The organism is Enteractinococcus coprophilus, assembly GCF_006716305.1.
In the GTDB taxonomy this organism is placed as follows: Bacteria; Actinomycetota; Actinomycetes; order Actinomycetales; family Micrococcaceae; genus Yaniella; species Yaniella coprophila.
Window position 1 is genome coordinate 232,979 of the sequence record NZ_VFOU01000001.1, and the last position, 20,774, is coordinate 253,752.

Annotated in this window: 15 protein-coding genes; 10 read left to right on the forward strand and 5 right to left on the reverse strand. The window is 57.2% G+C overall.

The features are described 5' to 3' along the window. Nucleotides 1-130: 130 nt before the first annotated feature. From FB556_RS01110 to FB556_RS01155, 10 genes are all read left to right on the forward strand, one after another. A complete protein-coding gene (locus FB556_RS01110; RefSeq protein ID WP_141863971.1) occupies nt 131-1,354 on the forward strand; it encodes a nitrate/nitrite transporter in 1,224 nt (407 codons plus the stop codon). Then, complete coding sequence (locus FB556_RS01115; protein WP_141863973.1) at nt 1,351-5,091, forward strand: nitrate reductase subunit alpha; 3,741 nt, start codon at nt 1,351-1,353, stop codon at nt 5,089-5,091. The genes FB556_RS01110 and FB556_RS01115 overlap by 4 nt, the downstream gene beginning before the upstream one ends. A gap of 12 nt (nt 5,092-5,103) precedes the next feature. Further along, nucleotides 5,104-6,708, forward strand: coding sequence for a nitrate reductase subunit beta (gene narH, locus FB556_RS01120; RefSeq protein ID WP_043057722.1), 1,605 nt, complete (start codon nt 5,104-5,106; stop codon nt 6,706-6,708). 6 nt (nt 6,709-6,714) lie between these two features. Beyond that, entirely contained in the window at nt 6,715-7,509 is a 795-nt protein-coding gene (narJ, locus tag FB556_RS01125; RefSeq protein ID WP_141863975.1) for a nitrate reductase molybdenum cofactor assembly chaperone, read from the forward strand. After that, nucleotides 7,506-8,237 (forward strand): respiratory nitrate reductase subunit gamma, encoded by a 732-nt coding sequence (gene narI, locus FB556_RS01130; RefSeq protein WP_141863977.1) that lies wholly within the window; start codon nt 7,506-7,508, stop codon nt 8,235-8,237. Before narJ ends, narI begins: the two co-directional genes overlap by 4 nt. A 90-nt stretch (nt 8,238-8,327) precedes the next feature. Continuing rightward, nucleotides 8,328-8,759 carry a PaaI family thioesterase gene (locus FB556_RS01135; protein WP_141863979.1) on the forward strand — a complete coding sequence of 144 codons (432 nt, stop codon included), beginning with the start codon at nt 8,328-8,330 and terminating at the stop codon, nt 8,757-8,759. 34 nt (nt 8,760-8,793) lie between these two features. Beyond that, on the forward strand, nt 8,794-9,855 hold the full coding sequence (locus FB556_RS01140) for a threonine aldolase family protein (RefSeq protein WP_141863981.1): 1,062 nt from the start codon (nt 8,794-8,796) through the stop codon (nt 9,853-9,855). Between the two features lie 89 nt (nt 9,856-9,944). Next, nucleotides 9,945-10,739, forward strand: coding sequence for a cyclase family protein (locus FB556_RS01145; RefSeq protein ID WP_141863983.1), 795 nt, complete (start codon nt 9,945-9,947; stop codon nt 10,737-10,739). Nucleotides 10,740-10,744: 5 nt separating this feature from the next. Then, complete coding sequence (locus tag FB556_RS01150; RefSeq protein ID WP_141863985.1) at nt 10,745-12,382, forward strand: thiamine pyrophosphate-binding protein; 1,638 nt, start codon at nt 10,745-10,747, stop codon at nt 12,380-12,382. Nucleotides 12,383-12,474: 92 nt separating this feature from the next. Beyond that, nucleotides 12,475-13,926 carry a protein adenylyltransferase SelO gene (locus FB556_RS01155; RefSeq protein WP_141863987.1) on the forward strand — a complete coding sequence of 484 codons (1,452 nt, stop codon included), beginning with the start codon at nt 12,475-12,477 and terminating at the stop codon, nt 13,924-13,926. A 19-nt stretch (nt 13,927-13,945) separates the two neighbouring features. Here the strand turns inward: FB556_RS01155 and FB556_RS01160 are convergent, their stop codons facing one another. From FB556_RS01160 to FB556_RS01180, 5 genes are all read right to left on the reverse strand, one after another. Next, nucleotides 13,946-14,731: a succinate dehydrogenase iron-sulfur subunit gene (locus tag FB556_RS01160; RefSeq protein ID WP_141863989.1), complete on the reverse strand. Its 786-nt coding sequence runs from the start codon at nt 14,729-14,731 to the stop codon at nt 13,946-13,948. A 27-nt stretch (nt 14,732-14,758) separates the two neighbouring features. Next, a complete protein-coding gene (gene fdxA / locus FB556_RS01165) occupies nt 14,759-15,076 on the reverse strand; it encodes a ferredoxin (protein ID WP_141863991.1) in 318 nt (105 codons plus the stop codon). Between the two features lie 431 nt (nt 15,077-15,507). Next, nucleotides 15,508-17,277, reverse strand: coding sequence for an FMN-binding glutamate synthase family protein (locus FB556_RS01170; protein ID WP_141863993.1), 1,770 nt, complete (start codon nt 17,275-17,277; stop codon nt 15,508-15,510). A gap of 551 nt (nt 17,278-17,828) precedes the next feature. Beyond that, nucleotides 17,829-19,196: a type III glutamate--ammonia ligase gene (glnT, locus tag FB556_RS01175; protein WP_141863995.1), complete on the reverse strand. Its 1,368-nt coding sequence runs from the start codon at nt 19,194-19,196 to the stop codon at nt 17,829-17,831. Nucleotides 19,197-19,421: 225 nt separating this feature from the next. Continuing rightward, nucleotides 19,422-20,774 carry an FMN-binding glutamate synthase family protein gene (locus FB556_RS01180; protein WP_246057138.1) on the reverse strand — a complete coding sequence of 451 codons (1,353 nt, stop codon included), beginning with the start codon at nt 20,772-20,774 and terminating at the stop codon, nt 19,422-19,424.

A 20,774-nucleotide genomic window follows, 5' to 3' on the forward strand; every position in this document is an offset into this window, starting at 1 on the left:
CCCCTACAGCCACCTCTGGCTGACCTGCGATTGCGTCAAATAGAACCTGTGAACTGATTCACAACTATGTTAGCGTAACCCCATAACCGCGTGCATAGGCAGGACCGAACTGCATAGGCAGGGATGATCCATGAGCAACCCCGCACCTACACCGACCAAAGTCCAGCGAACTACAGCGTTGGTTATGGCCACGCTGGGCTTTGCCGTGAACTTCTGGGCCTGGTCATTACTGAGCCCGCTAGGACCTGTCTTCGTAGAGCAAGGCATTGTGGTCGATGCTTCACTGCTAGTTGCCATCCCGGTGCTGGTCGGATCCCTGGGTCGTATCATCGTCGGAGCACTCACGGACCGCTTCGGTGGCCGACTCATGATGCCCACGATCTCCTTACTGACCATCATCCCGGTGCTCTTTTTAGGCTTCGTCGGCCAATACACCTACAGCACGTTACTGGTTGGCGGCTTCGTGCTAGGCATTGCCGGCACCTCATTTGCCATCGGTGTCCCCTACGTCAACTCCTGGTTTCCGAAGGAGCGTCGCGGAACAGCCACTGGCATCTACGGCATCGGCATGGGTGGAACAGCTATTGCCGCGTTCACCACGGTGCCATTATTCGAACAAGGCAACGTCGTACCGTTCATTGTGACCGCTGCTGCCCTGCTGGCCTATGCACTCGCCGCATTGGCGTTGATGAAGAACCACCCCGACTGGCAGCCCAGCGAACAGAACATCGGGCGCCAGATGGCCGCCGTGATGAAACTGCCCTTCACCTGGCAGGCATGCTATCTCTATGCGCTCTCCTTCGGCGGGTACGTGGCCTTCTCCGTGTATCTGCCCATGTATCTCATGGACGCCTACGGACTAGAAGCCGGCGATGCTTCCTTGCGCATGGCAGGCTTTGTTGTAGCAGCAGTCATTTTGCGTCCGATCGGCGGGATGCTCTCGGACAAAATCGGCGCCATCATCACCCTGCTGTCCAGTTACACCATCGTGTTGTTGTGTGCTCTGGCGCTAGCCACCAACCCCCGATTAGAAGGTCTGGGCACGGTGGCTTTCTTATTGATGGCGATTGGGCTCGGGCTGGGGTCCGGCGCCGTCTTCGCCCTGGTTGCTCAAGTGTCTGATCCACATCAGGTCGGCTCGATCACCGGATTCGTGGGTGCAGCCGGTGGACTGGGCGGCTTCGTACCACCGTTGCTACTGGGCGGCTTGTGGATAGCAACCCAAGAGTACCGCTGGGGCCTGCTACTGCTTGCCCTAGCCACCGTCCTTGCTGGACTCATTACCTTATTGACCGCCCGCGGAATGCGGACGAAGAACGCAGCTGATACCGAAGAACAAAGGAGTATGGGATGACCATCGACGACCGGGCTACCTCCCGAGACAAAGCTGCTGGCATCGATAATGCAGCCATGGATGCACTGGTCGGGGTGCGCAAAATCTTCTCCCGCAAGGCCGCCATTAGCCCGGACAACCGCGAAGTCCACTACGACGGCGGACGACACGGCGACTCTTTCTATCGCAACCGCTGGGCCCACGACAAAGTCGTTCGCTCTACCCACGGAGTCAACTGCACCGGCTCATGTTCCTGGAATGTCTACGTCAAAGACGGCCTGATCACCTGGGAAGCCCAAGCCACCGACTATCCATCAGCTGGGCCCGATATGCCCGAATACGAACCCCGCGGCTGTCCGCGTGGTGCGTCGTTCAGTTGGTATACCTATTCCCCCACCCGTGTGCGTTATCCCTATGTTCGTGCGGTGTTGATGCAGATGTTCCGGCAGGCCAAAGCTGAACACCACGATCCGGTCGAAGCCTGGAAATCCATCGTCGAAGACCCAGAAAAAGCTCGCCGCTACAAATCTGCGCGTGGCAAAGGTGGTCTTGTCAGAGCAACGTGGGACGAAGTGGTAGAGCTGGTCGCTGCCGCTTACGTGTACACGGTGAAGTATCTCGGCCCAGACCGCACCACCGGGTTCTCCCCGATCCCAGCCATGAGTCCGGTCTCGTTCTCCTCGGGCGCACGCTTCCACCAGCTCATTGGCGGCAGCATGCTGTCCTTCTACGACTGGTATGCGGACCTCCCACCAGCATCACCCCAAGTATTCGGTGACCAGACTGATGTCCCAGAATCCGGTGACTGGTTCAACGCCAGCTACCTGATGATGTGGGGCTCAAACGTACCGCTCACCAGAACGCCCGATGCTCACTGGATGGCGGAAGCACGCTACCGCGGCCAAAAGGTTATCGCGGTCAGCCCCGACTATGCCGAGAACGTGAAGTTCGCTGATGAATGGCTAGCACCGGCCACCGGCACCGACGGCGCGCTGGCTATGGCCATGGGGCACGTCATCCTCAAAGAATTCTTCGTCGAAAACACCACCGAATACTTCGACGGTTACGTCAAGAAATACACCGACCTCCCCTTCCTGGTCGAACTCAGCTCAAACGAGTCGGGTCAGTACACCCCCGGTAAGTTCATCGTGGCCACCGATCTTGCTGAGGGTACTTCCGAGGAGTCGACCACCGAACACGCAGTATTCAAACCAGTCATGTGGGACACCGCCACCGATGCACCGGCAGTGCCCAACGGCACCCTAGGCCACCGCTTCAGTGACGACGGCGAAGGCCGCTGGAATCTTGATCTGGGTGACATCCAACCCGCCATGACGCTGCTGGGTGCAGCTGAGGGTACCGCAGAAATTGTGCTTCCCCGTTTTGATACCGCCGACCAGGGCGACATCGATACCATCATGCGCGGGGTGCCCTACCGGACGCTGGCCGACGGTCGGAAGGTCACCACAGTCTTTGACCTACTGCTAGCAGAATACGGCGTCGGACGAGACGGTCTGCCCGGCCACTGGCCGACCGGCCTGGACGATGCCGAGAGCCCCAACACCCCGGCTTGGCAGGAACGCATCACCGGTGTCCCTGGCGAGGCCGCTGCTCGGATTGCCCGCGAATTTGCCCAAAACGCGCGAGATTCCAAGGGTCGGTCCATGATCATCATGGGGGCTGGCACCAACCACTGGTTCCATTCGGACCAGACCTACCGGACATTTTTGACCCTGACCAACCTGTGCGGTACCCAAGGTGTCAACGGTGGCGGCTGGGCGCACTACGTCGGACAGGAAAAGATCCGACCCTTCACCGGTTGGATCCACCTGGCCAATGCCCTGGACTGGGCCCAGCCTCCACGGCAAATGACTCAAACCACGTACTGGTATATGCACACCAGCCAGTGGCGCTATGACCAATTCGGTGCGGATAAGTTGGCAGCTCGCGCGGGTAAGGGCAAATTCGCCGGTATGACGACCGCCGATGCTGTGGCACTATCGACCCGTTTGGGTTGGCAACCGTTCTACCCATCCTTTGATCGCAACCCGTTAGACATTGCTGATGAGGCTCACGCCGCAGGCAAGACAGCTGCTGACCACATCGTCGATGAGCTGAAGGCCGACCGGTTGCGTTTCGCTGCCGAAGATCCAGACGCGGAGAATAATTATCCGCGCATCTGGTCCATGTGGCGTGCCAATACCTTGGCCTCGTCGGCCAAGGGGGAACAGTACTTTTTCAAACACCTGCTGGGCGTGGATAACACGGTCAGCGCCGAAGAGACTCCGGAGCATCTGCGTCCCCGAGATGTGGAATGGCGCGAGGATGCACCCATTGGCAAGATCGATTTGATGTTGACCTTAGATTTCCGGATGACGACCTCAACCCTGCACAGTGACGTCGTGCTGCCAGCAGCAACTTGGTATGAGAAACACGACCTGTCGACCACTGATATGCACCCGTTCGTCAACACCTTCAATCCGGCGATCTCTACCCCTTGGCAGTCCCGCAACGACTGGGATATTTGGGCGACCATTGCCGAGAAATTCTCGGATTTAGCTAAAACACACTTGGGTACCCGGACCGACGTCGTTGCCCAACCGCTCCAGCATGACACCCCGGATGCGCTGAACACGCCCCACGGGAAAGTGCTGGACTGGAAATTCGGTGAATGTGAACCGATCCCCGGCCAGACCATGCCCAAACTGGTTGAGGTGGAACGGGATTACACCGCAATCTATGACAAATACACCACCATCGGTCCGCTGCTTGAAGAAAAAGGGATGACGACGCGCGGCATTAACTACGACGTCAAACACCACGTGGAACGCCTCCGGTCCATCAACGGCACCGCAAGGACCGGGGTCGGGGCCGGCCAACCGCTGATCAAAACCGATTTGCAGGCAGCCGATTACATTCTGGGCTTGTCCGGTACGACCAACGGTCTGATGGCCACCGAGGGATTCGCCCATCTGGAACGTCGCACCGGGCAGCAACTCCAGGATCTCTCTGCTGAGCATGAAGGCAAGCTGGTTTCTTTCGAAGATGCTAAAGCCGCCCCCGTGCCGGTGATCACCTCACCGGAATGGTCCGGATCAGAGACCGGTGGGCGACGGTACTCACCGTTTACCATCAACGTCGAACGGCTGAAACCATGGCACACGCTGACCGGTCGGATGCATTTCTATATCGATCATGACTGGTTCATTGAAATGGGCGACGCGCTGCCAACATTTAGGCCACCGTTGGATATGAATGCCTTATTCAACGAACCGGCAATCGGTGAAACCGATGGCACAAACATCACCGTGCGTTACCTGACCCCGCATAATAAGTGGGCCATCCACACGATGTACCAGGAAAACTTCTTCATGATGACCCTGGGACGCGGCGGTCAGACCATTTGGATGAGTGTTGAAGATGCCGAAGCCGTTGGCATCAAAGACAACGACTGGATCGAAGCGGTCAACCGCAATGGCGTGGTCGCAGCCCGGGCAATCGTCTCCCACCGCATGCCCAAGGGCACCGCTTTTATGCACCACGCCCAGGAGCGCACCGTCAATACGCCAATCTCGGAAACCTCCGGGCAACGCGGCGGTGTCCATAACTCGTTGACCAGGATCATGATCAAACCAACCCACCTGGTCGGTGGGTATGCGAACATGTCGTTTGCTTTCAACTATTACGGTCCGACCGGGAATCAACGTGATGAGATCACGGTGATTCGTCGTCGGAAAAACCAGAACGTCGAGTACTGAGAGGGAATCGCAATGAGGGTAATGGCGCAGATGGCAATGGTGATGAATCTCGACAAGTGCATCGGGTGTCACACCTGTTCGGTGACCTGTAAGCAGGCCTGGACCAACCGCAAAGGTACCGAGTACGTCTGGTTTAACAACGTTGAGACGCGGCCAGGTCAGGGCTATCCCCGGGGCTATGAGGACCAAGAAAAGTGGCAGGGCGGTTGGGCGCTGTCCAAACGCGGCAAACTCAAACTAAAATCCGGTGGCAAATGGGCAAAGCTAGCCAGCATCTTCTCCAACCCGAAGCTTCCAGGGATCGAGGACTACTACGAACCCTGGTCCTATGAATACGAGAACCTGCTCAATGCCCCCGCACAGAAACACATCCCGACCGCCCCACCAAAATCCCTGTTGACCGGGGAACGGATGAATATCGAATGGTCCGCCAACTGGGATGATGACCTGGGCGGAACCTATGCTAATAAAGACAAAGACCCGATGCTCAAGGGCATCGAAGACAAGGTGAAGTTGGAATTTGAAGATACCTTCATGTTCTATCTGCCCCGCATCTGCGAACACTGTCTGAACCCTTCGTGTGCTGCCTCGTGTCCCTCGGGCGCGATCTATAAGCGCAGCGAAGACGGCATCGTCTTGGTGGATCAGGAACGCTGCCGCGGCTGGCGATTCTGTGTCTCAGGTTGCCCGTATAAGAAAATCTATTTCAACCACAAAACCGGTAAAGCCGAGAAATGTACGTTCTGCTACCCACGCATCGAACACGGCGAACCGACCGTGTGTGCCGAGACCTGTGTAGGACGTCTGCGTTACATCGGCCTGGTCTTCTACGACGCCGATCGAGTCACCGAAGCCGCAGCAACCCCCAATGATCAGGACCTCTACGAAGCACAAAAAGACCTGATCCTGGATCCATTCGACCCAGAGGTCATGGAAAACGCCGAAGCCTCGGGTATTCCATACGACTGGATCGTGGGCGCTCAAAACTCACCAATCTATAAACTCATCAAAGAATACGAAGTCGCCCTCCCATTGCATCCGGAATACCGCACGATGCCCATGGTCTGGTACATCCCGCCGCTGTCCCCCATCGTGGATATCGTTGCCGACACCGGATACGACGCCGAAGATGCTGGCAACCTGTTTGGTGCCATCGACGAGCTGCGCATCCCCATCGAATACTTAGCCAATCTGTTCACCGCAGGTGATGTCGATATCGTGGCTGATGTGCTGCGCAAAATGGCGGCCATGCGCTCCTATATGCGCGATATCAACCTAGACAATGCCCCCGACGAGTCCATCGCCCATGCTGTGGGCATGGACGGTCAGACCATGCAAGACATGTATAGACTGCTGGCCTTAGCTAAATACGATGAGCGCTACGTCATTCCCGCCGGACACTCCGAATCGGCTCACGATCTGGAAGCCATTGGCAGCGATTGTCCGCTGAACTTTGACGGCGGACCCGGTATGGAAGACATTCCCGGTGCTGCTGGTAATGCTGACAAATTTGTTGGTCCCGGCGATAAGGAGCACCTGAAAGGTCGCTTCAACCTATTCAACTGGGACGGCAAAGGCAGACCCCCGGGCCTGTTCCCAGAGCCGAGGGGAGCGTAAGCAGCCATGGTTTCCCCACTCAACCTCCTTGGCCTGAAAAAGAAAAAGCGCACTAAGACGCAAGGCACCCTGGATACTCAGGTGCCGCTGACCGATGATCAGGTCCGTGCTGCATGGACTGCCGCCTCCTGGCTGATCGATTACCCCGGCGACGAGCTGGTGGAGCGGTTGCCCCTCCTAGAACGGGTGATCGCAGGCCTGCCGGATCGACCTCGGCAAGGGCTCCAGGACTTGATTACGGCCCTGGACACCGGCGATATCATTGATCTACGCAGTGACTATGTCGAGACTTTCGACACCCGGCGTCGCGGATGTTTATATCTGACGTACTTTTCCAACGGCGACACTCGCCGTCGAGGCATGGCACTGCTAAAAATTAAAGAGCAGTATCGCAACGCTGGTTTGGAAGTCTCCGACGACGAACTGCCCGACCATCTGACCTATGTCTTGGAATTTGGTGCAGGCCACAGCCTGGTAGAAGCAGCAAACATCCTCACGACCAACCGTGCTGGTCTAGAACTACTGCGGCTTCACCTAGAAGAGCAGGAATCCGTCTGGCACGGTGCCATCGATGCCGTGTGCGCCACACTGCCCGCCCTGCAGGGGCCCGATATCGAAGCGGTTCAAAAGCTCGCCGCCGAAGGGCCCGAGGATGAACTGGTGGGACTGGGTGGTTACGGTGACGGTTCCGAAGACATGCCGCCCATGGATATGACCCCGTATGCGACCTCACCACCGCCACAATCGCCCGCCGGCAAAACCTTTATACCGCTGGACAGTCTGAAGGGACGAAGCTCATGACCTCACCAACTGCGTGGCACACCTTTTTGTGGGTGATCATCCCCTATCTGGCTCTGGCCAGTTTTATTCTCGGGCACATCTGGCGGTACCGCTATGACAAATTCGGTTGGACGACGCGCTCATCCCAGATTTATGAATCCAAATTGCTGCGGATCGGCTCGCCAATGTTCCACTACGGCATCATCTTCGTGTTCCTTGGACATGTGATCGGCCTTGGGGTCCCCAAATCCTGGACCGAAGCAGTAGGCCTCACCGATGCCTGGTACCACCTGATGGCAATCACCGTCGGGCTGGCAGCAGCCATCGCAACGGTCGGTGGGCTGGCGATCCTGATCTACCGGCGACGCAGCAATAATCGCGTCTTCGGGGAGACCACCAAACTGGATAAGCTGATGTACCTGATGTTGGCCATCACTATTCTGGCCGGCACTTATGCAACCATCTTCGAAAGCGCCCTGGGCCACTATGACTACCGCGAAGGCATCTCTATTTGGTTCCGCCAGTTCTGGACACTGCAACCCGATGTCATGCTGATGGCCACAGCGCCCCCGGGCTTCCAGATCCACGTCATCTCGGCAATCCTGCTGTTTGCTGTCTGGCCGTTTACCCGCCTCGTCCACGTGTTCACGGTGCCGCTGGGCTATATCACCCGGCCCTACATCGTCTACCGCAGCAAGGACCAGCTGCGTCAACCCCAGCGCCGCGGATGGGAACAGATCGACTTCTGATGTGCAGCATGCAACTGCCTATACCAAACCGCATTCGCCATGCCATACACTGTCCAACAGTGCCCTTTTAGCATTGGAAAGTAGCGTGACATGAGCATTTGGTTTGGTAACCCGACCATCGACGAACTCTCTCAGTACCGTGCCGATACGGTTATCGAGGTCCTGGATATTGAGTTTTCTGAGATCGGTGACGACTATCTGGAACTGACCATGCCAGTGACCCAGAGGACCTTACAGAACGCCGGAATTCTCCACGGTGGCGTGTCCGTTGTGTTGGCCGAAACCGCCTGCTCGGTAGGTGCGACCATGACGGTTGATCGGGACAAACAATACGTCGTCGGCCAAGAAATCAACGCCAACCACATTCGCCCGGGTATTCCCGGTGACGTCATCACCGCCCGTGCGACACCTGTTTCGCGCGGCCGCCGTTCCCAGGTCTGGGACATCCGGCTGCACAACCAAAATGACAAGCTCGTGTGCATCTCTCGGTGCACCATGGCGGTGCTGGACCACGCCGACTAGTGGCGACTTCACGATCCAGTGAGACAATGGGACTATGACGACCACGCCAGCTCGCCGTTTCCGTACACCCGGTGCCGACCCGCACTTCGCCTCCGATAATATCGCCGGGGCACACCCCGAGATCTTGGAAGCCATCACCGCGGTCAATGACGACGCCGCGGCCTACGGTGCCGATGCAGCCAGCGAGGCGTTTGGCGAAACGATTGACGACATCTTTGGCACCGGAGCCTACAGCTTCCCGGTCTTCAACGGGACCGGCGCCAACATCGTGTCCCTACAGGCCATCTCGCACCCGCACAGCTCGGTGATTTGTGCCGATACCGCCCACGTCTACACCTCGGAATCTTCGGCCCCGGTGCGTGCCGGCATCACGCTAAAACCGCAGCCGCACCATCGGGGCAAACTGCGTCCCGAAGACGTCGTGAAGGTGTTGGCCTCCGACGTCGGCAATCCGCAGGCCACCCAGCCGACCGCGGTAAGTATTTCTCAGGTCACCGAAATGGGCACCGTGTACACGCCGGAGGAGCTAACCGACCTGTGCAATGTGGTCCATGAAGCCGGCCTGGCCATCCATATGGACGGGGCACGCTTGTCGCAAGCGGCCGCGGCACTGGGGTTGGATCTGCATGGCGCGACGACAGCGTTGGGCGTGGATATCCTATCGCTGGGTGCAACCAAGAACGGGGCGATGGGAGCAGAGGCCGTCGTCGTCCTGTCTAATCGGGTGCCGGAAGATGTGCTGGCACCGATCATCAAGTACACCACCCAGTTGGCGTCCAAGACGCGGTTTTTATCGGCCCAGCTCAATGCGATGTTTGGCACTTCGCTGTGGCATCGCAACGCAAGTGCGGCCAATACTGCGGCCATCTACTTGGCAGAGGGGTTGGCTGCGATTCCTGGTGTTGAGGTGCAGACTCCGGATGCCAATACCGTGCTGGCCGCGATGCCCGAGGCACTGGTGAACACCCTGCGTGAGCACTATATTGCCCATTTGTGGGGCAATAATGATGCCGGACTGCCGATTGTGCGCCTGGTGTGTTCGTGGGCAACCACCACCGCCAAGGTCGAAGAACTGTTGCAGGTACTGCGTGCATAACGCCGCAGCATTGCGCCACAGATCACCCGTATGAGCTGGCCCACACTATATTTGATCTCGGACACCTCTTCACGCCTGATAGGAATAACATGACCGTGACCAGCAATAGCACCTCGACGCTGAGCCAATTCGCCAGCGCTCTGGCAAAACAACAGATCCAGATCTTGGACCTGACGAATAAACTTTCCGCTGATACCCCGGCCTTGCGACTGCCCGATCCGTTTCCGAACCTGGTGGATTTTAGCCTGGAAAATGTTGCGCACTTCAACGACGAGGGCCCGTTCTGGTCGCACAACAACATTGCCACCGGTGAGCACATCGGCACCCACCTGGATGCACCGATCCACTGGATCAGCGGTAAGGACGGTAAAGACGTCGCCTCGATTGAGCCAGAACGCCTGATCGGCGACGCCGTCGTCCTGGACTTCTCGGCTGAGTCGGCCCAGAACCCCGACTTCCTGTTGGAAATTGAACACGTCAAAGCTTGGGAAGCCGAGCACGGCCCGCTGCCAGAAAACGGGTGGTTGCTGTTCCGAACTGGGTGGGATCAGTACGCCCAGGATCAAGAAGCGTTTTTGAACGAAGACGAAACCGGCTCGCACACCCCGGGCATCTCGGCTGGGTGCGCCAAATGGCTGGCCGAAGAGACCAGAATTTCAGGTATCGGTGTGGAAACCGTGGGCATCGATGCGGGCCGGGGCGCTGAACTCGACCCGCCGTTTCCAATCCACTACCACTTGCTGGGTAACGATAAATACGGTGTCACCTCGTTGCAGAACCTGACCAACCTGCCCACCCGCGGTGCCGTCATCATTATCGCCCCGCTGCCAATCGTCAACGGCACGGCCTCTCCGTGCCGCGTTTATGCGCTGGTGGAGGGCTAAGACTGATGACGACGGTTGCGGATCAAATTGGCGCGCTGCTGGGTCAGCTGGGCATTGGCCACTGCTTTGGCGTGGTGGGCTCCGGCAACTTCCACGTCACCAATGCGCTGCGCGGTGCCGGTGTGCCCTTTACCGCAACCCGCCACGAAGGTGGGGCCTCAACCATGGCCGATGCGTATGCGCGGATGTCGGGTGCCGTCGTTGCGGTATCACTGCATCAGGGGTGCGGGCTGACCAATGCAGCCACTGGAATCGGTGAGGCCGCCAAGTCGGATTCGCCGGTGCTCGTACTGGCCGCCGAGGCCTCACGCGGAGCACTGCATTCCAACTTTGCGATGGACCAGGACGGTTTTGCGACCAGTCTGGGTGCTGAGGCTCACCGGGTGCACACCCCGGACACCGCCGTCGCCGACGTGGTTCGCGCCTATCGCACCGCGCTGCGCGAGCGGCGCACGGTTGTGTTGAATCTGCCCCTGGATGTCCAAGCCGCACCCGCGGTTGGCAGCATCGAGGGGATTACGGTGGAGCCCGCCCAGGCGCAGCGCCCCGATCGCCAAGCACTGGCGCAATTCGTGGACCTCCTCGAGGGTTCCGAACGCCCGGTGTTCATCGCCGGACGCGGGGGCCGCTGCGCCAAGTCCGAGATCACCGCCCTAGCACAACAAACCGGTGCGTTGCTGGCAACCAGCGCGGTTGCCAAGGGCCTGTTTAACGACGACGCCTATAACCTCGGGATCTCCGGTGGCTTCTCTTCCCCGCTCACCGCAGAGCTCATCACCGGTGCCGATCTGATCGTCGCCTTTGGTACCGCCTTGAACATGTGGACCATGCGCGGCGGCAAACTCATCGGCACCGACACCAACATCGTCCAGATCGATGCCGACGACGCCGCTATCGGAGCTCATCGACCGGTCACGCTCGGTGTCGTAGCTGATGCCGCGGCCACCGCAACCGACGCGATGGCTTTGCTGTCGAATAAGCAGCCGGTCCGCTATCGCACGGAGGCCATCCGCGAGCGCATCGCCACGGGTGCCCGCTGGGATCAGACCGAAACCGAGGACCTATCGGTACCCGGTCAGATGGTCGACCCTCGTGCCGTCACCAAACGCCTCAACGAGCTGCTGCCCACCGAACGCGTCGTCTCCATCGACTCGGGCAACTTCATGGGTTATCCCTCCCAGTACCTGGATGTACCCGATGAGTTCGGGTTTTGTTTCACTCAGGCCTTCCAGGCCATCGGCCTAGGGCTCTATACGGCCATCGGATCCGCACTGGCCCAACCACACCGCCTGCCCGTGCTGGGGACCGGCGACGGTGGCTTCCTCATGGCCGTCCAAGAACTCGAAACCGCTGTCCGCTACCGGATCCCGCTGGTGGTATTGCTCTATAACGACGCCGCCTACGGTGCCGAAATCCACCACTTCACCGGTGAAGACCACGACACCGTGACCTTCCCCGATACCGATATCGCAGCGATTGCCCGCGGCTTCGGCGCCAGCGGTATTACCGTATGCGACCTTGAGGACTTGGATGCGGTCACCGACTGGCTGGGTACCTCCCCCACCGCTCCCTTGGTCATTGATGCAAAGATCGCTAACGATGGCGGCTCCTGGTGGTTGGCCGAAGCTTTCTCAGGGCACTGAACACCTGCAGATGTTCACCGTGAACGCATACCCTATCGGCAACAGCCCTGCGCCGACTACTGTGTGAGGCAACGGAATTTTTAGGAGCGGATATGAGCCTGCCGAATCTGACCTCGCAATACGCTACGGCCTTTCCCGAACTTGTCCGGCCAGCAACCCCTGCTGAAACCCCCGACCCCAAGCTCGTGGTCCTGAACCGTGACTTGGCAGCCGAACTTGGCTTGGACGCCGACTGGCTCACCACCCACGAGGGCATCAATTTCTTGTTGGGCCATACCCTGCCCGAGACCGCAACCGCGGTGGCACAAGGATACTCAGGCCACCAGTTTGGCAACTACGTGCCCGTGTTAGGAGACGGTCGCGCTATTCTCACCGGCGAGCTGACCCTCAATGGTCAGCTGGTGGACATTCATCTCAAAGGCACCGGGCCAACCCCGTACTCGCGTCCTGGATCAGACGGGTATGCTGCCCTGGGCCCCATGCTGCGGGAGTATCTGGTTTCTGAAGCCGTTCACGCCCTGGGCATTCCCACCACACGGGCGCTGGCTGTCATCACCACCGGTAAGACGATTCTGCGCGAAACCCAACAACCAGCCGCCGTGTTAGTTCGCACCGGACCATCCCATATCCGCGTCGGCACGTTCCAATACGCCCGAGCGCATAACGACCTCGAATTGCTCATCCGGCTGACCAGCTACAGCCTGGATCGTCACTACCCCGAACTTGCCACCGAAAACGCCGGGCTGGGTCTACTGAACCAGGTCGTACTACGGCAGGCCGAGCTGATCGCCGATTGGATGCACGCCGGGATGATTCACGGCGTCATGAACACCGACAACATGACTATTGCGGGTCACTCCATTGATTTCGGTCCGGTGGCTTTCCTCGATGGTTTTGACCCGGGCGCTGTATTTTCCTCGATCGACTATTCCGGACGCTACGCCTACCGCAACCAACCCATCGTCGCTGAATGGAACCTGGCACGTTTTGCGGAGGCGCTCTTGCCGGTCATCATGCACCCCGGTGATAAACAGGTGATGGACCAGGACGAGGCCGTCACCGCGGCAACCGAGGTGGTTACAGGATTTCAGACTGCCTACTCTCAAGCCTGGGGCGAGCGTTTCCGCAAGCGTTTGGGACTGAGTGCCGGTGACGACGCCGCAACCCTGGGCACGCAGCTGTTGGAACACCTGAAGGCAAGCGCAACAGATTACACCTCATTTTTCGCCAATCTCCGCAATGTCGCATCCTCGGGACTTATTCCCGCCGATGTGGCTCCGGAGTTGATGTCCTGGTATGAATCATGGCTGGCGCTCAAACCTGATACACAAGCCGTAGCGGAACATAACCCCGTCTATGTGCCACGGAATCATCTGGTCGAAGCGGCCATCCAAAATGCCGTAACCGCCGAGGATCTCACCGCGTTCAATACCTTGTTCGCAGCCGTCACGGACCCCTATACTCGTCGCGACAAATTCGTAAACTTGGAACAACCGGCGTCCCTGGCGTTCGCCCAGACTTACCAGACCTTCTGTGGCACTTAAAAAGGTAGTTAAATGCCGATCAAACAGCGTGGCGAAGGATCGCATTTTTGACCTCAGCGATGGCTTTGGTGACTTGAATACCACGTGGACAGGCATTCGTGCAGTTGAATATGGTGCGACACCGCCACACGCCTTCTTGATCATTAAGCACCTCTAAACGCAGATCGCCGGCGTCATCCCGTGAATCGAAAATAAACCGGTGAGCGTTTACGATTGCGGCCGGACCAAAGTATTGTCCGTCTGTCCAGAACACCGGGCATGAGGCTGTGCATGCGGCACACAGGATGCATTTGGTGGTGTCATCGTAGCGTTGCCGGTCTTCTGGAGACTGGTATCGTTCACGGGTCGGATCGCGATGATTGTTGATCAAAAACGGCATGATTTCATGGTAGGACTGGAAAAACGGCTCCATATCAACGATGAGATCTTTTTCTACCGGAAGGGCTTTGAGCGGTTCCACAATGATGGGCTTAGAAATGTCGAGGTCCTTCAGTAGGACCTTACATGCCAGACGATTGAAGCCATTGATGCGCATTGCATCGGAACCACAGATCCCGTGAGCGCAAGAACGACGAAATGTCAGGGAACCATCGAGCTCCCACTTAATTCTGTGTAGTGCGTCAAGCACCCGGTCAGTTCCGGACATTTCGATGGTCCAACTATCCCAATATGGCGCTTTATGGAATTCAGGAACATACCGCTGCACTCGAAGGGTCACGAGAAATGACTCATTTTGAGCTACATCACTGTTCTGCCTCACGTCCGTGATTGAAGAAGGCTCATCAGATCCGAAAGTAGTGGTCATCGTGATATCTCCTTTCGATGTGGTGCCCTAATGCTGTCGAGTAAGCCGGGCTACTATGCTGTGGTCTTTAGGTATCAGCCCAAGCTTTGCAGCACCGCCCGGGGCACCGATATCATCGAAAAACTCAACGTTGGCTAGGTAATACTCGGACCACTCTGCGGGCAGATCGTCCTCGTAGTAAATGGCTTCCACAGGGCAGACGGGTTCGCAAGCCCCACAATCGACGCATTCATCAGGATGAATGTATAGGCATCGTCGGCCTTCATAAATGCAGTCCACTGGGCATTCATCGACGCACGCGAAGTCTTTTACGTCAACGCACGGTAACGCGATAATGTATGTCATCAGTCATCCTCGTGCTCGGCAGCTGATGCACTACGACACCGGGCAATTTCTGGGGCGACTTTCGACACCGAGCGCGGTGTTGTGGTGTAGATCACGATAGCATTTTTGCTCTGCGGTGTGATAGATCAACATGGCGAACACCATCCTCGCCGCTCACTGTCTCTGCAGCTTCGACGTAGCCTGCACTCGGACTTTCAATGCCATGATGTGCTAGATACCGTCAGTTGCGTTTGTTCCGCTTAACAGCCCGGTTATCACTGGACCAGCAACCATGATCGAGGAACAAAAAGATCACCTCAGCTGGTCATTTCACAATGTCGTACGTGGAGTGGGGATCAGCACGTTCGCAGGCCACGGCGACTGGCACGTTGGGCGTACCCGCTTTGGTGGGCTAGCTGCTACGAATGAGGAGCCATCGAGTTAGGGGTTTCTCAGCGGCTTTCAGGCTCATGATCTGTTGTGGTGCGGCCTGGTTGAGCTTCTGGACGGTTTCCGGAAGATTGTACTGGCTTTGTCACCCGTCCCCGGGGAGTCTTAATGTCTTTTCGGATCGCGCGATGCTCAGCAGCTGGTGCTTGGTGGGTCGACGTGCGATGTGGGGTTTTGGAAGTAGTTGTTGGGACGCCGAAGGAGTCAGAGTCTGCGATCTTCCAATCTTCGGCCCAGTCAATAGGTGGGTCTTCAAGGAGTTGGTGAGACTTCAGACCGGGAAACAACTCTGCATAACTACGTGTTGATAGCTCATCGATTCGGCGGTGCAGCATCTGCGGAGTGAGCTGGTCAGGATGTGATACGCCCATTGACGCCATGAATTGCCCCGCTTCGGCTACTGTGAGCTTGTGATAATTATGAACACGGTTTCCTTTATCTTCTACATCGATAGCTCGCATGAGTCGCGGGTTTTGAGTGGTAACTCCTACCGGGCAGCGGTTAGTGTGACAGATTTGGGCTTGGATGCATCCGGTAGCCATCATCATCGCTCGAGCGCTCATAACAAAATCAGCTCCTTGGATCAGCCGCTTGACTATGTCATTACCGGAAGCCACCTTGCCGGCAGCGCCCAGACGGATACGGCTTCTGAGACCGGTGCCTACGAGCGCGTTATGAACGATTCTGAGTCCTTCGGTCAGGGGCAGACCGATATGGTCTTGGTACTCTAATGGGGCTGCTCCGGTTCCGCCTTCGGCGCCATCAATGATGATGTAGTCGGGACTGATACCGGTTTCTAACATCGCTTTGCACATTGCTAGTACATCAACACGGGAGCCGACACACAGTTTGTAGCCGATAGGTTTACCGTGGGCTAGTTGACGAAGTCTGGCGACAAATTGCATCAGCTCGCGAGGGGTGCGGAATGCTGAATGTGACGCAGGTGAGATACAGTCTTGGTCTTCCGGTACTCCCCGTGCTTCAGCAATCTCGGGAGTAATCTTCTCTACTGGAAGGACCCCACCCAGGCCTGGTTTGGCACCTTGGCTAAGTTTAAGGGTAATCGCTTTGACTTGTTCAGTAGCTGCTTTGGTCTCAAAGACGTCTGGGGCAAAATTTCCGCGCTCATCTCGACAGCCGAAGTAGCCTGATCCGACTTCCCAGATCACATCTGCGCCGTAGGCGAGATGGTACTTGGTCAGGCCACCTTCTCCTGTTTCTTGAGCGAATCCCCCCAGAGCTGCACCTTTGTTCATTGCTAATACCGCATTTTTTGATAACGCACCGAAGCTCATCGAGGAAATATTCATCAATGACATGTCATAGGGTTGTTGGCAGTCCGGGCCGCCGATCCGTACTCGATGTGGGTCTTCTGGAGGAGGCAGCGGCATACTGGAGTGCAACAGGAACTCATGGCCTTGAGCACTGACATCGAGTTCGGTCCCAAACGATGTATGACTATCCATGCCTTTTGCTCGAGCGTAAATCAGTCCTCGAATGTCACGGTCAAAGGGGCGACCATCGGTATTGCGCTCAATAAAATACTGCTGAATTTCTGGGCGGATTGCTTCGAGTAAGTACCGCATGCGTCCGAGCACCGGATAGTTTCGTAAGATCGAATGTTTGGTTTGAAATAGGTCAAAGAGCGCCATGGCCACGAGGACTACTATCAGAGCGGCAAGGACCAGCCACCCGATCAGCCCAAATGATGCAGCAATGATCGCTGCTATAGCCAACAGGATGAATACCGTCAAAAAGAAGAACCGCATCATGACAGCATCCTATGCACCTGCTATGTTGCGATGCTGAAGAATTTTGGACGCTTCGTAGTTCCAAAGACTCTTTCAGGGCTGAGGGTGTGTTGTTTCGGAAGAGTGTTCTTCCATGGGCTGTCGTGTATTTTGTTACACAACTTTCCGTGAATCGGGTATTTCAGCCTTGTGCCTGTTGTAGTTCTGCTGTGTGTGACTCCGACAGTGCGAGGCCAGCGATGAAGATCCTGACACTATTCGCAGTTTATGACGCCGGACATCGTTATAGCCTTTACTTCAAGCCGAACATCGGAGTCGCCCGGTCTGTCTTAACGTCGTCGGGGAACATGTGAGGACGCAGCGACTCCTCGTGATGCTCTGAAAACACGGGTGGTTGTGAAGGCACCAGGGACCCGGAACTTCTGGCCCCGCTCCTGTCACAATACAAACGAGTAGAAGGCACCGAGCAATAGAGCCTGATAGCAACGCTGGGTGCTTTTTATTGGGTAAATGCGAAACTGGGCCGAAGCAGTCGGCCCAGTTCGCTGGAAGGTCGCTTTACGAGCTAGTTTTTAGACCATTGGCATAGGTCCCATGAGGTAATTATCGATCTCCCACTGGGTAACATGCGAATGGTACATCGCAAATTCTTTGCGTTTTTCTTCGGCAAAGAAGTCTACGAAGTCACCGTGCGGACCGCAACCCATGGCTTTGCGCATGACGTCACTTTCTTGCAGCGCATTGGCGGCTTCCCACAGCGTAGCCGGTAATGGCTGGAAATCCGCCAGCTCTTTCCGGCTCATGGTGTAGGTGTTGCGTTCTTCCAGGCACTGACCGGGATCAAGTTCACGTTCGATACCGTCAAGACCTGCTGCAAGGATCGCCGCGGTAGCAAGGTGGGGACTGGCGCCGCCGTCAACACCGCGGTGTTCGACCCGACCGCCGGCTGGGATACGCAGCATGGTCGTGCGGTTGTTGCCACCGTACATCACGTGCGTGGGAGTCCAGGTTGAGCCTGACGTTGGGTGTGGCACGCCAATGCGCTTGTAAGCGTTGACGTTCGACCCAATCAAGGCCTGCATGCCCCAAGCATTTTCGATGATCCCGCCGATAAAGTGGTAGGCCATCTTGGACAGCCCGTAGCGGTCGTTATCATCCTGGAACAGGTTGTTACCGTTTTCGTCCCACATGCTGAAGTGGGTGTTCAGCCCGTTTCCGGTGTTGCCGGTAAACGGCTTGCCCATGAACGTTGGGACGATGCCGTCGCCGTCCTGATATGCCACGGCGTGTGCCATGTAGTGGAACAAGATCAGACGGTCCGAGGTGGTCATCGCGTCTGAGTAGTCGATGTTCATCTCGTACTGGCCGTTGCCGTCTTCGGAGTCGATAGCGGGGTTGCCCCAGCCCATTTCGTTGACGTAGCGGGACATTTTACTCAGGTAGGGCCAGGATCGTTCGATCCCGTAGGCGTGGTAGCACGGCTTGATTGAGGTATCCAGGTGGTCAGCGATCTTGATGCTGCCGTCGTCGTTCTGACGAATCAGGAAGAACTCTGGTTCCATGCCGGTCTTGAAGGTCCAGCCTTTTTCTTCTTGGATGGTGTCCATGAGTCGCTTCAGGATATTTTGCGGCGCATACGGCCACGGTTGTCCTTTGACATGCGGGTAACTCATAAGCACCGCCATGTTGGGACGCCATGGCAGACGTGTGTAGGTGGATGGGTCGGGCATGTAGGCGATGTCGCCATCTGATGGTTCCTGCCAGAGGCCTCCTGCTGCGAAGCCAGCAAATGCTGCGCCCTCATCGAGCAGGTCGTCGAGGTATTGTGCAGGTGCTACTGAGGCGTTGGGTTTACCGTTGACTTCGGTACCCATTGCCATGAAGAATTCGATGCCGTCTTTTTCGGCTTGTTCTTTGAGTTTTTCCCGTGAGTCGATCATTTTGTTTTCCTCTCTGCTGCTTTCTCAAGCAGGTGTGGCCATGATCCTTTGTAAACAGAACATAGATACGGTGGGGCTTGTATTGTGTGCGACTACTGACTGAGACTTGGCGAACAATCCCCTCCAGTTTTGGGAAGGACGAAACGGTGATAGATACGACACTGCCGCCCGGGAAACTTCCGGGCGGCAGGCGTTGTCATGGCAAAGACGGACCGGACCGGAACACTACAGGCCGTTGCTACTTGGACCCCAGCCGTTTGAACTGCGACCAGGAACCCAGTCGGTTCCTGCCAGTGGCAGACCGGTCATCGCGGCCGACTCAATGGTCAGCGCGACAAGGTCTTCTGGTTCGAGGTGGGTCACATGAGATTTACCGCAGGCACGCGCAATGGTCTGGGCTTCCAGAGTCAAGACCTGCAGGTAGTTCTTCAGGCGTTTACCGGCTTCAACCGGATCCAGTCGAGCCGCTAGTTTTGGATCCTGCGTGGTGATACCAGCCGGATCGCGACCTTCATGGAAGTCGTCATAGTAGCCGGCGGCCGAGCCGATCTTTTCGTATTCTTCCGCCCAGCGTGGGTCATTATCACCCAGCGCGATCAAAGCTGCAGTTCCAATAGCTACCGCGTCGGCTCCCAGTGCCAAGGCTTTGGCAACGTCTGCCCCGGTGCGGATACCACCAGAGATGATGAGTTTGACCTTGCGGTGAACACCCATTTCCTTGAGTGCTTTCACCGCCGGACCAATGGCCGCCAGGGTTGGGATGCCCACGTGTTCAATGAACACTTCCTGGGTTGCCGCAGTACCGCCCTGCATCCCATCGACCACCACGACATCGGCTCCGGCGGCAACCGCGAGTTTGGTGTCGTAGTACGGGCGCGAGGCTGCGACCTTCACATGGATGGGTACGTTCCAGTCGGTGATTTCACGGAGTTCTTCGATCTTCAGGGTCAGGTCATCCGGGCCAGTCCAGTCTGGGTGGCGGCAGGCGGAGCGCTGGTCGATGCCTTCGGGCAGCGTGCGCATCTCTGCAACACGTGACGAGATCTTCTGTCCCAGCAGCATGCCGGACCCGCCGGGTTTTGCACCCTGAGAAACCACCACTTCAATGGCATCAGCTCTGCGCAGGTGGTCAGGGTTCATACCGTAGCGGGATGGCAGCAGCTGGTAGACCAGTTTGGATGAGTGTTCGCGTTCTTCCTCGGTCATCCCGCCGTCGCCGGTGGTCGTGGAAGTACCCATTGCAGACGCCCCACGCCCCAGGGCTTCTTTCGCTTGTGCTGACAGTGCACCGAAACTCATGCCCGCAATCGTGATCGGGATATCGAGGGTCATGGGGTTCTTGGCATTCATCTCGCCCATGGTGACGTCTGTGTCACACCGTTCTCGGTACCCTTCCATTGGATAACGCGAAATCGCAGACCCCAGAAACAACAGATCATCAAAGTGTGGGACTGCACGTTTGGCGCCCCACCCGCGGATGTCATAGACACCGGTTTTGGCGGCGTGCTGGATCGCAGCGATGGATGCTCTATCAAAAATTGCGGACTCGCGGAGCCCACGATCTTCAGGACTTCTCAA

Bases quoted from the DNA above. Each gene is read 5' to 3' on its own strand.
- FB556_RS01160 (WP_141863989.1), bottom strand. From the start codon at position 14,731: ATGACCACTACTTTCGGATCTGATGAGCCTTCTTCAATCACGGACGTG.
- FB556_RS01170 (WP_141863993.1), bottom strand. From the start codon at position 17,277: ATGATGCGGTTCTTCTTTTTGACGGTATTCATCCTGTTGGCTATAGCA.
- FB556_RS01135 (WP_141863979.1), top strand. From the start codon at position 8,328: ATGAGCATTTGGTTTGGTAACCCGACCATCGACGAACTCTCTCAGTAC.
- FB556_RS01145 (WP_141863983.1), top strand. From the start codon at position 9,945: ATGACCGTGACCAGCAATAGCACCTCGACGCTGAGCCAATTCGCCAGC.
- narH (WP_043057722.1), top strand. From the start codon at position 5,104: ATGAGGGTAATGGCGCAGATGGCAATGGTGATGAATCTCGACAAGTGC.
- fdxA (WP_141863991.1), bottom strand. From the start codon at position 15,076: ATGACATACATTATCGCGTTACCGTGCGTTGACGTAAAAGACTTCGCG.
- FB556_RS01115 (WP_141863973.1), top strand. From the start codon at position 1,351: ATGACCATCGACGACCGGGCTACCTCCCGAGACAAAGCTGCTGGCATC.
- narJ (WP_141863975.1), top strand. From the start codon at position 6,715: ATGGTTTCCCCACTCAACCTCCTTGGCCTGAAAAAGAAAAAGCGCACT.
- narI (WP_141863977.1), top strand. From the start codon at position 7,506: ATGACCTCACCAACTGCGTGGCACACCTTTTTGTGGGTGATCATCCCC.
- FB556_RS01110 (WP_141863971.1), top strand. From the start codon at position 131: ATGAGCAACCCCGCACCTACACCGACCAAAGTCCAGCGAACTACAGCG.
- FB556_RS01155 (WP_141863987.1), top strand. From the start codon at position 12,475: ATGAGCCTGCCGAATCTGACCTCGCAATACGCTACGGCCTTTCCCGAA.
- glnT (WP_141863995.1), bottom strand. From the start codon at position 19,196: ATGATCGACTCACGGGAAAAACTCAAAGAACAAGCCGAAAAAGACGGC.
- FB556_RS01140 (WP_141863981.1), top strand. From the start codon at position 8,794: ATGACGACCACGCCAGCTCGCCGTTTCCGTACACCCGGTGCCGACCCG.
- FB556_RS01150 (WP_141863985.1), top strand. From the start codon at position 10,745: ATGACGACGGTTGCGGATCAAATTGGCGCGCTGCTGGGTCAGCTGGGC.